Consider the following 15,198-nt stretch of genomic DNA (forward strand, 5'->3'; position numbering starts at 1 on the left):
TCTATAAAAACTTTTTGTATTGTTGAACTGATTTGGCACCATGTCGGTATTTATGTAAGTTTTTACCTACTCGACCAGTCTCAGACTGCATCAGTTCGACCAATTGTCTTGTTCTCGAAATGGCTTCAAACCACTCGGAGCTTTGCTTAACGTCGGGATATGAATCGATTAATTGAAGCACGTTTTGCAATAACTGTTCTCTGTTATCGACAAGATGCACGATTTCTTCAGCATTAATTTCACTAAATTCGAGCTTAGACATAATTAATTGATCGAGCTCACAAAGCTCTTGAAGCAGCATGCTCATCTATTAGCCCATTGCACTCATCATACTGCCTAACTGAGATTGCATCTTGCTGGTCGCATCCTGCATAGCAGTGAACTTAGAGTGCGTGCGATTCTGCAGGCTATCCATACGGCGATCGAGTGCGACTTGGTCATCAACCAACCGATAGTTTTGTTCGACCAAGCTCTTCTCTCTCGTACGGATAGAACCGGTAACACCCGTGATCCCTTGAATCGCATCTTCGACTTTTTTGGCGAAACCGTTGTTGCCGCCAAAGAACTCACCCAACTTATCAAAATGATTGTTAAGCTGACGATCAAGCATGTCGTAGTTGATTTCTAGCGAGCCTTGTCTTGTGGTGGTGATACCAAATTCAGTCAAAGACTTAAGGTTGTCAGGCGCGTCTTCAATGCTTGAAGAGAACACACTTTTTAGTCGCGAGTCTGCGTTACGCACTGTACTGTCACCAGAAAGAGGGCCTTTTTGACCTGTCAAAGGGTCAACACTCGCCAAACCTTTAGATACTTGGTAAAACTGATTATAAGAGCTAACAAAAGCTTCAATATCTTCACGAACACGATTACGGTCGTACTCAACACCAATTTCTGCTGGCGGCTTATCTTTTGGCGTTTTACCTTTAACCGTAATATCAATACCTTCAACGGCATCTTCAATCACATTATTATTGCTAGAAAGCTGAGCGACACCATCCAGAATGACCATTGAATCTTGTCCAGCTTGCACTTCAGTCATGCCGCTGTATTGGTCAAAAGACTGTTGAGCCAAAGCCAGATTAGCTTGAGCTTTATCAACCTTCTCTAAATGTGTTCGTTCCCCCGGAGATAACCTAGCTCTCTCTAATTGCTGAGCCTGCTCCGGGGTTAATTCACCTTTCTCAACTCTCTTCGCTAACTCTGAACGTTCATCAACCAATTTACTTTCTATTCTGGCTTTCTCGGCATCGAGCTTCTGCTGCGCTTCTTTGGGGGTAACATAAGAATCCGTCAGAGTACCTGCGGCAGTATTTGACCACCCCGGAATATCAGCGGCTTTCTCGATGGCTTTTTCGTCAAGCTCGAGTTCAGGCCTAAAAAAAGAATCGAGTAATGTGCCCGAAGCGGTGTTGTTCCAGCCTGGGATCGTATCTTCTGGCATCCCTGAAGCCGCTAAGGCAGACGCATCTAGCGCCTTTTGACCTGCCATTGCCGCTTCTTGGCCATAAGTTAAATTATCACGGTCAAATTCAGCGAAAGGATCTTCAGGTTCAACGACAGGTTCCGATTTTCTTTCAAAAATAGGATTGCCGTTTTCATCAAATATGGAATTTCCGTCATCGTCTCGCAGCGGAACAGCAAAGCCGTCAGGAATTGGGTTACCGTCAGCATCCAATTTAGGAGGGGCATCAGCTAAGACGCCTTGCGCTACTGAGCGAGCATCTTCTAAGGCTTTCAGTCTTTCCGATAGGGTTTTATATTCTAATTTTTTTAGAGGGTTGTTATCTTCAGAGTCAACGTGGAGTTTTATTTGATTGTCTTCACCAGACATATTTGAAGCGAGGACTAACCGCGGTCCTTCTTTATCATTAATGATAGAAGCTCGAACACCCGGATTATCCCCAGCGCTGTTAATACCTCTAACAACATCACGCAGTTTTGAGTTAGCACTAACTTGTGTTTCGAAGCTCTCGCTACCAAGCGAAACCTGCAGCTTGCCAGGGCCAAATTTCATGTCATCTGATAGAACATCAGAAGCCACTTTATGGCTCTGGGCAAGCTGCAACACATCGATGGCATATTTGCCAGCGATCGCTTCGGTAGTCGCGGTCGCAGAAACAAGATTTTCATCAGTACTTTCTACTGTTCGCACAGCAAAAGCTTTATCCTGACGAAAGCTTGTCATCAGATCCTTCATCGAATCAAGGGATTCTCTGAGTCTTCCATAGGCACTAATGCTGGTGTCGATTCGCGTTCGTTCATTGTCGATCTGTTGCTGTTTAGGCACACGCTCAGAATCAACAATTTTGCTGACCATGGAATTGATATCCATGCCAGACGAAATCCCCATTGGGCCAAAACTCATTAAACCACCTCAATAATACGACTTAAACCTTAGCCTCCAATATTCCACTATTCGAGGTTTGGGCTGCTAGGCGCCTCAGAATTTCGAGCATTTCTTCGTCGGGAATTTGGCGAATAATATCGCCTGTTGTGGTCTCATAAATAGTGACCACATCTCTCCCAGTCTCTTCATCAACCTTGAAGGCAACACCCTTGTTAAGAGAAGATATAAACTCATTGACCTTCTCAACCATCTTGACACGCTCCTGATCATTTAACTCTTGTCTATGTTGAGCTAATTGAATCGCCGCTTCGGTAGCCATTTCTTTCGATTTTTCTACCTTGCCATGAGATGTTGCTTCTTTTAGTTGTAAAGTGCTCGACGCACTACTACCTTCATCGCTTGCAAATTTAGTGCCATTAGGTGAGCCATAAGGCTGGATGTTCGACGCGTTAGATAATATTTCCATAACACTCTCCCTCCCACCTTTATGAGCCTAACAGTAAAACTCTACCCAGAGTAGAGTTTACCGTTACTTACTGAAGTAAGTTTAGCCCAATAAGCTTAGAGCTGCTGATGGTGATTGTTTTGCTTGAGCTAAAATAGAAGTACTCGCCTGTTGTAAGATTTGAGACTTCGTCATTGCCGTTGTTTCTTTTGCGTAATCGGTATCTTTGATACGGCTCTTAGACGCATTAACGTTTTCGTTAATATTATCTAAGTTGCTGATTGCGTGATCAAAACGGTTTTGGAATGCACCGAGAGATGCTCGGTTACTGTCTACTGATTTTAGAGCGCCATCAATAATAGATACCGCGTTGTTAGCACCAGCAACCGATGTTACATCGATATCGTTAACAGTAACGTCTTTACCTGCACCAATCCCTAGCTCGCCCGCCAGACTGCCGCCAAATTCAACATTACCTTCAATTTTTTGGCTAGAAGCAAACAGTTGCAGTTTACCGCCTTCACCTACCGATGCTTGGACGTCTGGACTTTGGCCATTAATATACGTTGCTAGCTCTTCCATGTCGTTGCCTTCTTTCGCAGAAATAGACAACTCTTGAAGATCACCAAACTGATCTTGGTATTTCATCGTTAGAGCAGAGTTTGCTCCTACACGCCAAGACGTATCTTTACCCTCGGTAACACTATAGCTCTTACCGCCCATAGCTTGAGTGTCAGTACGCATATTATTCATCGTCAGCATTACTGCTTCACCAGAATCTGCACCGATTTGGAAAGATTGGCTACCAAAAGTACCGTTCAAAAGCTTGTTACCACCAAAAGAGGTCGTTTCAGCAATACGGTTAAGCTCAGTGTTTAACGCCGATACTTCTTCTTGGATAGCAACACGTTCAGATCTCGTGTTTGAGCCATTTGAAGATTGAAGAGAAAGGTCACGCATTCGTTGCAGGATATTGGTTGACTCATTCATTGCACCTTCAGCAGTCTGTGCAATAGAGATACCATCATTCGCGTTTTTTACAGCCATATCTAGGCCACGGCTTTGCGACGTTAAGCGGTTAGAGATTTGTAGGCCTGCAGCATCATCTTTCGCGCTATTAATTTTATAGCCAGAAGACAAGCGCTCCATTGATTTTTGAGTACCTTCAGCCGCGCTATTTAGGTAGCGCTGAGCCGTCATTGCAGACACATTTGTGCTTACATTAATCGCCATAGTTGATCTCCTTTAGGCATTTTTTCATGCACTTATGTGACTCTCACCTCACAAAAATACATGTTTTTCTGTTTTATATACCAGTGTCTCTCTCACCTTACATTGGTACATATCATTTCTCTCAATCCCTTTAACGGCCCCTTAACTAGAAGCTTTAATAAAAAATGCATTTTTTTTCGTATTATTTTAAATATTAAAAAAAACGTGAAGTAGCTCGATTAATCTCACGGCATCTTTTAAAGCCGGATTTGTACCAATCACAGTAAGTAAGTGAGCAGAAATAGCGCAGGAAAAATGCTTGAGAACAAGGCAGGGTTTTTCGATAAGTAGTTATTCTACAACTAGAAGCTCTCACGCCGTTATCGAGTTTTTAGCAAGCTAGGGTGATAAGTTATTTACTACGATTGGTATTAACACTATGTGTATCAACACCCATCAGAACATTGATATAAGAAAGGATTCCTGATATCTCGCTCTACTCGGTTCTGGAATGACGAAAGGCTACTTCGATACAATAAGCAATAAGCAATGAAATCATCATTTCCCAACTCGGTCATTCCCTACAGTGGGGAACGAACGTGATAGGGAATCTCGCTTTTTCTTTCCCCCCTGATCTCGAAAATTACCGTTACCAAATCGCAGGCAATAAAAAACCCAGCCGAAGCTGGGTTTATTTAGCGCTCATCTCTCACCACGAGCTAATTTGTGGAAGCCTAACATTGACACTTATAACCAATAATGCATATGTTCAATGTGGCCTTTCAACCTGTTAACCTAGTAGGCTAAGTGCCGAGTTCGGAGCTTGTTTTGCTTGAGCTAGAATCGAGCTTGAAGCTTGAGAAAGAATCTGAGATTTAGTCATCTGAGTCGTTTCTTTCGCGAAATCAGTATCTTTAATGCGGCTCTTAGATGCATTAACGTTCTCGTTAATGTTGTCTAAGTTATTGATTGCATGGTCGAAACGATTTTGGAAAGCACCCAGTTCAGAACGGTGGCTATCTACATATTTAAGTGCCGCATCGATAACAGCTACAGATTCTTGAGCACCACCAACAGACGTTACGTCGATAGTATCAACTGTTACTTGCTTACCTGGTTGCATGCCTAGCTCACCAGATAGACCACCAGAGAATGAGATAGCGCCATCAACTTTGTTGTTGCCAGCGAAGACTTGCATTTTTCCGTCTTCATCTACTGAAGCTTTTACTAGGTCTTGTTGACCATTAATGTAAGTTGCTAGCTCTTCGATATCATCACCTGCTTTTGCAGAAATGTTGATTTCTTGAAGGTCACCAAAACTATCTTTCAGAGACATTTTTAGGTCATTTGCGCCCGCTTTTACATTCCAATCTTTACCTTTAGCTTCTAAAGATTGGTAGCTGCTTCCGCCCATCTGGTCGTTATCAGAGCGCATGTCTTTCAGTTGAAGCATAACTGCCTCACCATTGTCTGCACCAATTTGGAACGACTTAGTACCGTGAGTACCGTTAAGCAGCTTGTTGCCACCAAAAGAGGTTGTTTCAGCGATACGGTTCAATTCATCATTAAGCGCTGTTACTTCTTCTTGGATTGCTACACGGTCAGCTTTTGTATTTGAGCCGTTTGTTGATTGCAGAGATAAGTCACGCATACGTTGTAGAATGTTCGATGTTTCATTCATCGCACCTTCTGCTGTTTGAGCGATAGAGATACCATCGTTGGCGTTACGTACAGCAACATCAAGACCACGACTCTGAACGTTCAAACGGTTCGAGATTTGCAGGCCAGCAGCGTCATCTTTTGCGCTGTTGATTTTAGAACCTGAAGATAGGCGTTCCATTGATGTTTGTTGAGCGCTGTTTGCACTGTTTAGGTAACGTTGTGCTGTCATTGCTGAAACGTTGGTATTTACATTCACTGCCATGGTGATTTCTCCAATTGATTTTCCGGTATAGCGGTTTCCGACGTCTCGGAAAACCAAATAGTTATCTCTAAGTTACTTTTAATAACGGCTCAAAATTCAGAAGCTTTAGAAAAACTTTCAAAAAACCACAAATTAAATATTAAAATCAAATTTATCAGGCACTTAAAATCTCACATTTTTTGTAACAGTGGCAGCCTTCAATTGATAATGCATTCAAAAGTGTTCGAAAAACACACTAATCACTATTTGAGTTACCCTATGTAGAGAAATGAATAGTCGCCAAAGAGCTCAGATTGGTATGCTTCTTATACAAAGAGTTGAGTTGTTTGTCGTGAAACAGATAAGTGAGATCGAGGTTTGCGGATTTGAAAGGTAAACTAGACGATCTAAAAGAAAATAAAAGTGTAGAAATAGAAAGGAAAAAGCCCCTTTTCCTGTTAAGGAAACGGGGCTGGTTGGCGTGTCAGAGCCTGTGCGGAGATCATCGAGAAATGAACACATTTCCGACGCGCCGTTGCATTCTTACCGTAAAAATGGATAGCAGGTGAGAGATGAGAGAGCTAAACACCCGATAGTAAGTATGCTTGCCAGTTTCCCTTGCTACGCAGTTCACGTCTGAACACGAGTAGCAAGTTCAACCAATAACTATTGCAATAGTGATATTGCAGAGTTAGGCAACTGTTTTGCTTGAGCAAGTATTGATGTACCTGCCTGTTGCAGAATTTGAGCTTTGGTCATTTGCGTTGTCTCTTTCGCAAAGTCTGTATCTTTGATTCGGCTGTTTGAAGCGTCTACGTTCTCTTGAACGTTTGCCAAGTTATTAATACTGTGGCTTAGACGGTTTTGCTTCGCACCCAAATCAGCACGCTGTGAATCGACATACTGCATCGCAGAATCAATTACACCGATAGCGTTTTGTGAACCAGCAACGGTATTCAAGTCGATATCCTGAACCAATGAAGTTCGACCTTCACTTTTAAGGCCTAGCTCAGAGGCTAAACTGCCCGAGATCGACATCGCGCCTTCTAAATCAGGTTCCGCAACAAATATTTGCATGCGACCTTCATCCGTCACAGACGCATTCACTAGATCAGATTGGCCGTTAATGTAAGTTGCTAGTTCTTCGATATCTTCACCCACTTTGGCGCTTATATCGAGAACAATGGCTTCACCCGCTTTAGTTTTAAATTCAAACTTAAGGTCTTTTGCTGTTGGTGGAACTTCCCAACTATTGTCTTTAGCGTGTTCAGAGTCGAACGTCGTTCCTCCCATGCGGAAGTCATCAGCACGAATACTGGTTAACGCCATGATCATAGCTTCACCAGAGTTTGAACCAATCTGGAATGAAGCTTCACCGAATGAACCATTCAATAGACGACGGCCACCGAAAGCAGTGGTCTCTGCGATACGGTTAAGCTCATCTTGAAGTGCCATTGTCTCTTCGTTTAGCGCTTGACGCTCTGCCGGAGAGTTGGTGCCGTTTGATGATTGAATCGCCAAGTCACGCATGCGTTGTAATACGTTCGTTGATTCATTCATCGCACCTTCTGCTGTCTGAGCAATCGAAATACCATCATTAGCATTACGCATTGCTACATCCAGACCACGTGATTGCGCGGTTAAGCGGTTCGAGATTTGCAGGCCTGCCGCATCATCTTTTGCGCTATTGATTTTATGACCTGATGACAAACGCTCCATAGAAGTCGCTAAGTCATTAGACGATTTATTCAAGTATCGCTGTGCTGTCATAGCAGATACGTTAGTGCTTACATTAATAGCCATATTGCTCTCCTTATGAGTTCGCAAAGTCACTGCGAAGCGGCCAGCTTTACTCTCATATGGATAAGCACTGACCGTGTATTACGCGATAAACCCTAGATAAGGTTTAAGATCTGTATTAATCATTTATGAAAATTATAAAAGCATGTTGTGTGCCAACTTTTATTTTAATTCCAATAAACTTAAAATAAACATAAAAAAACAAACACTTAAACAGCAACCCCCATAGAAGCTAATTATATCAAGTCGAGAAAATAAGATATTGATTTCTCTCGTTGCCGTTTTTTGCCGCTATTTTTCAAACATGCCACACTGAACAAAAAAGTGGCAATCCATAGAATTATTCGCACATATGGCATAGCACATACGGCAGAGAATTAACCCCAGATTAACGGCTGTTCATAGCTAAATATAATTAAACAAGGTCAGGTCTTTCGTCTTGCCAAACGCTTGTTGTGAAGCTTGTAGCGCTCGAGAGTTTTCATTGAATTCAATGATGGCTTTCGAATAGTCCAAGTCTTCAAAATTGCTTTTTGCTTTCGCTAAAGACAACTTAAAATCTTCATGTTGCTGCTCTTGAATATCCAATGTACTCAAACGAGCACCGACATCCGTTCTCGCCTTAGTCAAATGAATAAACGCGGCATGAAATTCTTCAGTCATTTGGTGCAACTTTGCCGTTGCCGATGCATCTGATACAGAATTTTCTGCCTGTTCGGCGGTCTCTTTGAACGTATCAAAGATAGAGAATGTCTCTCTCGGCTCTAAAGTGATCGAGTCACCCTTCGTGATCTGTCCTTTGAATTGGATATTCAAACCTTCATAGACAACTCCCTTCGAAGGGTCAAAATCTTCTGCAGCAACCACTGCACCGTCTTTTTCAAGCTGATAAGCGAACTTGCCCGTCTGCATATCAACAAAAGTGACTTTATAAGTTGCACTATCGTCAGCTGTATTAGTTGCACGTCCTAGCAATAACTCAGAGGCTGGTTCAAGGTCATACTGAGGTTCGTAATCACCGAACGGGTTATCTATTTCCATAAACAACTTGCTGCCCGGATCATTCATTGCCATTTCAAAGCTCGTTGCTACTCGCATCTTTCTTTGATAGTCATCACCTTGATAAGAAACATTCCCTTCATTATCTTGAAAAAATGGCTGGCTCTTGGGCTTGGTTCCTGAAAATGTGTAGTTACCTGACTCATCTTGAGTATTCGCTAAATGTAGAAGATTATTCGATAACTCTTGAATTTCACGTTTCTTCGCTAAGCGGTCTTCCGGAGAAAGTGCACCGTTAATCATTTCCATCACGGTTCGTTTTGCTTCATCCGCGAACCCTTCCGAGTTGGCGACCATGACCTCATGATGTTCAAGGCGGTTTCTAATTAGAGTGATCGCATCGACATACTGTTTAAGTTGCTCAGATTGCTGGCCGATGTTTTGTAAATAATGCGTCGCCAAAGGATCATCACTCGCCGACTGTAATTTCTTACCGGAAGCCAGTTGTGCTTGATTATGATGCACCTTGTTTTCTTGGCGGCGAAAGTCATTTTGTACTGACTGATAATTATGAAAGCTAGAAATACGAGTCAACATTTATATCTCCTACCTCAAAGCCAAAATAGTATTAAACGTATCATTGGCGGCTTGCATGATGCGTGAAGAAGCCATGTACGCTTGCTGAAATTTCATCATATTTGCTGCTTCTTCATCTAGGTTCACCCCAGAGACTGAAGCAATACGTTCTTGAGCTGACTCTTTTTCTAGCCTAGCAATATCACTCAAGCGATTTGCCGTTGAAGATTTCAAGCCCGTATTGGTATTCAAGTTGTGGTAAAGATCTAAAATAGTAGACTCACCATCATCCAAGACTTTGCCTGTTTGGAGATCTTGCAATTTACGCAAGTTGCCATTGTCACCTTCTGATGGGACAAGGTTTGCCGTAAATTTATCGTTTGCCACCGCGCCCGGTGTAAGTTCAAACGTTGTGCCATTAATTGTCACAGGGCCTTGTGGTGGATACGGTTGAGGCTGCATAAGTATGTTGCCCTTAGGATCGGTAACTGCAAACTGTTCGCCCTTTGGTGACACGATCACTTCAAATTCTCGTAATTGACCTGCCGCCAAAATTTTGAAACCTGCAGTGCCTTTGGCAAAGGTAGTTGATGCCTCATAGCTTTGCGCCGCAATATCTTTAGGGTCTTTGGTTTCCATCTGAATCTGCGCGGCAAAGTTGCGAGTTGGGCGTAGTAAAAGCTTCTCACCCAGTTCAGGCGGATTTCGAATTTCCACTCGCATGCCATCTAAATAAAAGGCATTGCCGGTTGAATTAGTGCTAACTTTTACCGTTTCACCATCTGGCTTAATCACCACATAATCGCTGCCATCGTATTTCAGACCATACTCGCCGCCTTTCAGAGCAGAAGTATCATCAATATAAACCGCGACATCCGCTTTAGACTGTCCATGAGCAGTAACACGAGACTTAGCCACTAACTCAGAGTTCACATCGGTAAACAGGTTTTTACCTACATTGCCATTGAGATCCAAACCTTGCGATTGCAGTGCATTGACCTCGTATGAAAACGCGGTCGCCAAACGACCAAGCTCATCCATAACTGCAGGAATATGTTCATCACGCATGTCTAACATCGCGCCGATTTGTCCATCAATATCGCGGTTAGTAATCGCCTTTAATGACTTTCCTTCTACGATAGCAAGACGACGCTGATGTGCATCTGGTACGCCATCGATCATTTTCAGTTGGCTCGCTTCTGTACCAGAAACTAAGGTATGACCATTACCGATATGGACATTAAACCCTTCATTATTAGCTCGTGGTGTCACCGTCACTTTAGTGTAACCAGAAAGCTCATTAACTAGCTGTTCGTGCTGATCTTGTAGATCATTATGAGGTCCGGGAGTTCGTACCATTAGTCGCTGAAGATCACGGATCTCGTATGCAATTTGGTTAACTCGCTCGATACCCATGTCTAATTTCTTATTCGCAGAATCAGACTGTTGACGAACGGTTTCATGAAATTCATTTAACGTTTTACTTAATAACCCAGCTTTTTCTATGACGACTTTTCGTGTACCCACATCATTCGGAGTATCAGCGAGCGTCTTAACAGAATCAAACCACTCATTAAGGTTCTCTGGGATCTTCTTCGAAACAACCGATGACAACATGCTTGACAGCATATCCAGGTTAGCTTCGGTATCCGCTTTGTTAGCGGCATTGGTTGTTGATAAGTTAAGTTCCTTGACGGCAAACTGGTCCCACGAGCGGCGAACATTTTCCACATGCACACCCATACCGTAGGTTTGACCACCGTACTGGCGCGGGTCATTCACACCTTGAACCACAGACTGGCGGCTATAGCCTTCTGTGTTGGCGTTAGAAATGTTATGACCTGTGGTGTTTAGCTGTCTCTGAGCAGTAAGAACACTTTGTGCTCCTACATTCAGAAGATCCGACGCCATAATGCCCCCAAAAAACTTAACAAAATCAGCATGAACTGATTAACTACTACAGCTTATTATTAAGATATTTAGCAATATATGTGCCAATAGAAATAACGGAGAGTTAAAAGACAATAATTTGTTGAAGTGTATGGAAAAAACTATGGATGGCGCGTAAGACTGAAGGGGCGGATAAGAAAAGAGCCTGCCGGTGGCAAGCTCTCGAGTGCACTCAATAACGCTATTTCATCTCATCAATCTTAGCTTTAACTCGTAAAACTTTGTCGGCATAGTTTGGGTCGGTTGCGTAACCCGCCTGGTGAATGCCTTTGATGAAATTCTCAGAGTTACCTTGATGCTGCAATGCCGTTTCGTATCTTGGGTTTTCGTTCAAGAACTTCACGTAATCATTAAAGCTATCTTCGAAATTAGAGTAAGAACGGAAAGAAGCAGACTCTTTAACGGCTGTTTTACCATGGAACTCTAGAGTTTGAGTAGCAACCTTATCGCCCTTCCAACTTCTATCGGCTTTGATATTGAATAGGTTGTTGCTGTTGCCCAAAGAGTTCTTAATCATCTTAGAACCCCAACCTGTTTCAAGTGCCGCTTGTGCCAATAGCAGTGATGAATCAACACCGAGTGCGCTCGCCGCTTTTTCAGCGTAAGGCTTCATTGAGGCAACAAACGATTCTGGAGAGTCGAAGGAAACGGGTTGTTTGGCTGATGACACGTCTGTTGCTGACATAGCTTGCGCAGATTGAACATCCGACACTCTATCTTCTGAACGCCCCGAGTATCGCGGTCTTCGCAGTGAAGTATCAAAGCCTTCATTGCGAACCTTATCTTCAGTTGCATCATTTGCTTGGCCAGCACTTAACTGAGCTACGATCATGTCCGCAAGACCGAGTGAACCTGATGCACTGAGTTCACTCGCCATTTGGTCATCTTGCATCTGACGATAAAACTGTTCATTCTGGCTGTTCAACATATCTGACTTAAAGCTCGAGTTCGCATCACGCATCGACTTAAACAACATCGAGGTAAAAATAGATTCAAACTGTTTTGCTGCAGCGGTTAGCGCTTCTTTTTCACTGCCTTCTTCACCGCTTACCGCTTGTTGACGAAGACGGTCTAGGCTACCAATATCGTGAATAAAGCCGATGTCACTGTTATTTTTAATCATGCTTTATCCCTTAAATAATGATCAACTGACCTTCAATTGCACCCGCTTGTTTCAGTGCTTGAAGGATTGCCATTAAATCAGAAGGTGCGGCGCCGACTTCATTGACAGCGCGTACCAAATCATCGAGCGTTAAACCGGGTTCGAACTTGAACATTTTACCATCGGCTTCGGTTACTTCGATGTCCGAATCAGGAACGACTACCGTTTGACCACCAGAGAATGCGTTAGGTTGACTCACGTTTAGATTTTCTTTGATTGCAACTGTCATGCCGCCGTGTGTTACTGCTGCTGCTTTTAAGCGCACATGCTTACCAACAACAATAGTACCGGTACGAGAGTTAACAATGATTTTTGCAGAGCCCTCTGCAGGGTCAAATTCGATGTTTTCGATGGCAGACAAGAAAGCCACACGTTGGCTGATTTCACGTGGCGCACGAACTTTTACAGAAGTCGCATCGACCGCAGACGCCATTTGAGGGCCAAGGAAATTATTAACCGCATCAGCTAAACGCTGAGCCGTAGTAAAATCAGATTGGATTAAGTTGAAAGTGATGTAGTCACCACGACCAAATGGGGTTGGGATTTCTTGCTCTACCGTCGCACCGCTAGAGATGATACCAACGTTAGGGTTGTTACCAACGAGCTTAGAACCATCGTTGCCTTGAGCACTAAAACCACTCACCACCAAATTACCTTGTGCCACAGCGTACACTTGACCGTCCAGACCTTTAAGAAAAGTCTGCAGCAAAGTACCACCACGAAGGCTTTTTGCTGAACCAATAGACGACACCGTTACGTCTACTTCCTGGCCTTGCTTAGAGAATGCAGGAAGTTCAGCGGTAACAATTACCGCCGCTACGTTTTTGGTTTTTGGCTTAGTGCCAGGCGGCAATTGAATGCCAAAATTTTGCAGCATTGCGTTAAACGTTTGATCGGTAAAGGGAGTTGTTTCACCAGTACCCGGCAAACCCGTAACCAAACCATAACCGACAAGTTGGTTACTACGAACACCCGCCACTTTTGCCACGTCTTTAATACGCGCAGCATGGGCACTGGTGGCAAGAAATAGCATGCCGAATAGTACGAGTGTGAGTTTTTTCATTGAGTAACCTGTCTGTATTGCTTTAGTTTATAATAACTTAGCGAAATATTTGTGATTAATGAGGGCTGTCAGAATCCCGACGCCCTATCAAGCTCTACAGAGATACATTAAAGAATCGTGCCAAGAATCCAGGCTCTTGCATATCTTTCTGCACGCCCGTACCTGAATACTGAATTCGTGCGTTAGAAACACGGTTTGAAGCGATGGTATTTTCGAAGTCTATATCATCAGGACGGATGGTGCCGCTTAGGCGGATGTACTCATCGCCCGTATTCAGTGTCATCCACTTTTCGCCACGGACCACTAGGTTACCATTGGCTAATACTTCGATAACTTCAACGGTAATGTATCCGCTGATACTGTTACTTTGGTTGGCTGACGCGTCACCCGCAAAGGTGTTGGTGTTACTCAGATCGTAAGAAAAGTTGTATTTACCAAGTTCTAGATTTTCACCACCTACAGCTAACGGTTCCATCGATGCATCGTTCGATTTAGACATATCTGCATTAGCTTTTTTAGTCGCTCGCGTATTCTCATCTAACGCAACTGTAATAATGTCACCAATACCGCGAGGTTTTGAGTCGTCATACATGCTACCAATGTGGTTAGCATTGAACAGTGAGCCTGTTGCTGCCGCATAATGCTCTTGTTTTTTCTTCGGGTTAATTGGCGCCCATGCAGGATCACCAGCAATAGGGTCCGTTCTATCTCGAAGTGTGTCGATAATACCAGAGCTTTCCTGGGCCGACTTGTCGCCTTCTACGGCATCAACCACTGTGGTTGCGTTCTCTTGCGCCGGAGTTTCAATTGGAGCCAATGGGGCGCAGCCAGTCATAGACAAAAATAGGGCTAAACAAACAATACGTTTCATGGCGACATACTCTCAGCGGGCAATGGTAAACAGAACGATCAAAAGAAATAAGTAAACAGCGAATTAACTAGCTACAGTTGTTGGTTAACGAAGCTCATCATCTTATCTACCGCCGAGATAACTTTTGAGTTCATTTCGTATACACGTTGAGCTTCGATCATGTTAACCAACTCTTCAGTTACGTTTACATTGGATGCTTCAAGCATAGACTGACGAACATTACCTAAGCCGTTCAACCCCGGAACACCCTCTTGCGGGTCACCACTTGCACCTGTAGGCAAGTAAAGGTTTTGGCCAATAGGCTCTAAACCACCTGGGTTTACGAAATCAGTAATGGTGATTTGACCAACCACGACGTTGTTTTGCTGACCACGTAGACGAACCGACACCTCACCATCGTTACCAACCGTTACCGAGATCGCATCTTCAGGAATAACGATTTCGGGTTGTAGGGCATAACCTTGACCCGATGTTACGATCGCGCCGTCACCGTTCAGTGTGAACTGACCATTACGGCTGTAGCCTGTTTCACCATCTGGCATTTCCACTTGGAAGAAGCCATCACCTTCGATCATCATATCTAAGCTGTTCGAGGTTGTTTGTGCATTACCGTGTGTGTGCACCTTTTGAGTTGCTACTACCTTAGAACCAGCACCCAACATCAAACCACTTGGCAGCTCAGTATTCTGAGACGATTGGCCACCTGGTTGGTTAATATTCTGATAGAACAAATCTTCAAACACCGCACGGCTCTTTTTAAAGCCAATAGTTGAGGCGTTGGCAAGGTTGTTTGAAATTGTTGAGATGTTGGTTTGTTGGGCGTCTAAACCGGTTTTACTTACCCATAATGCTGGATGCATAGCAAATTCC

The 15,198-nt window shown here is 43.5% G+C and carries 12 protein-coding genes; all 12 read right to left on the reverse strand.

All coding sequences use genetic code 11. The features are described 5' to 3' along the window. Position 1 precedes the first annotated feature (1 nt). Positions 2–307, reverse strand: a complete 306-nt coding sequence (locus AB4180_RS13995; RefSeq protein WP_102250122.1) for a flagellar protein FliT — start codon at positions 305–307, stop codon at positions 2–4. A 3-nt stretch (positions 308–310) separates the two neighbouring features. Next, positions 311–2,365: a flagellar filament capping protein FliD gene (gene fliD / locus AB4180_RS14000; RefSeq protein WP_102250123.1), complete on the reverse strand. Its 2,055-nt coding sequence runs from the start codon at positions 2,363–2,365 to the stop codon at positions 311–313. A gap of 22 nt (positions 2,366–2,387) precedes the next feature. Continuing rightward, positions 2,388–2,813 carry a flagellar protein FlaG gene (flaG, locus tag AB4180_RS14005; RefSeq protein WP_017101960.1) on the reverse strand — a complete coding sequence of 142 codons (426 nt, stop codon included), beginning with the start codon at positions 2,811–2,813 and terminating at the stop codon, positions 2,388–2,390. 81 nt (positions 2,814–2,894) lie between these two features. After that, the gene (locus AB4180_RS14010) at positions 2,895–4,025 is read right to left on the reverse strand and encodes a flagellin (RefSeq protein ID WP_017101959.1); all 1,131 of its coding nucleotides are present in this window, start codon (positions 4,023–4,025) and stop codon (positions 2,895–2,897) included. Positions 4,026–4,794: 769 nt separating this feature from the next. Continuing rightward, positions 4,795–5,928, reverse strand: a complete 1,134-nt coding sequence (locus AB4180_RS14015) for a flagellin (protein ID WP_372081877.1) — start codon at positions 5,926–5,928, stop codon at positions 4,795–4,797. Positions 5,929–6,573: 645 nt separating this feature from the next. After that, on the reverse strand, positions 6,574–7,710 hold the full coding sequence (locus AB4180_RS14020) for a flagellin (RefSeq protein WP_017100665.1): 1,137 nt from the start codon (positions 7,708–7,710) through the stop codon (positions 6,574–6,576). Between the two features lie 402 nt (positions 7,711–8,112). After that, positions 8,113–9,303 carry a flagellar hook-associated protein FlgL gene (gene flgL, locus AB4180_RS14025; RefSeq protein ID WP_102250354.1) on the reverse strand — a complete coding sequence of 397 codons (1,191 nt, stop codon included), beginning with the start codon at positions 9,301–9,303 and terminating at the stop codon, positions 8,113–8,115. Positions 9,304–9,312: 9 nt separating this feature from the next. Continuing rightward, positions 9,313–11,193: a flagellar hook-associated protein FlgK gene (flgK, locus tag AB4180_RS14030; RefSeq protein ID WP_102250353.1), complete on the reverse strand. Its 1,881-nt coding sequence runs from the start codon at positions 11,191–11,193 to the stop codon at positions 9,313–9,315. Between the two features lie 220 nt (positions 11,194–11,413). Beyond that, the gene (flgJ, locus tag AB4180_RS14035) at positions 11,414–12,355 is read right to left on the reverse strand and encodes a flagellar assembly peptidoglycan hydrolase FlgJ (protein ID WP_017103997.1); all 942 of its coding nucleotides are present in this window, start codon (positions 12,353–12,355) and stop codon (positions 11,414–11,416) included. A gap of 10 nt (positions 12,356–12,365) precedes the next feature. Then, positions 12,366–13,457: a flagellar basal body P-ring protein FlgI gene (locus AB4180_RS14040; protein WP_017056857.1), complete on the reverse strand. Its 1,092-nt coding sequence runs from the start codon at positions 13,455–13,457 to the stop codon at positions 12,366–12,368. Positions 13,458–13,551: 94 nt separating this feature from the next. Next, positions 13,552–14,328 carry a flagellar basal body L-ring protein FlgH gene (gene flgH, locus AB4180_RS14045; RefSeq protein ID WP_009848569.1) on the reverse strand — a complete coding sequence of 259 codons (777 nt, stop codon included), beginning with the start codon at positions 14,326–14,328 and terminating at the stop codon, positions 13,552–13,554. A gap of 71 nt (positions 14,329–14,399) precedes the next feature. Beyond that, positions 14,400–15,188: a flagellar basal-body rod protein FlgG gene (gene flgG, locus AB4180_RS14050; RefSeq protein WP_017103996.1), complete on the reverse strand. Its 789-nt coding sequence runs from the start codon at positions 15,186–15,188 to the stop codon at positions 14,400–14,402. Positions 15,189–15,198 lie beyond the last annotated feature (10 nt).

The sequence above is a fragment of the Vibrio sp. 10N.286.49.C3 genome, from assembly GCF_041469545.1.
GTDB classification, from domain to species: Bacteria; Pseudomonadota; Gammaproteobacteria; order Enterobacterales; family Vibrionaceae; genus Vibrio; species Vibrio tasmaniensis_A.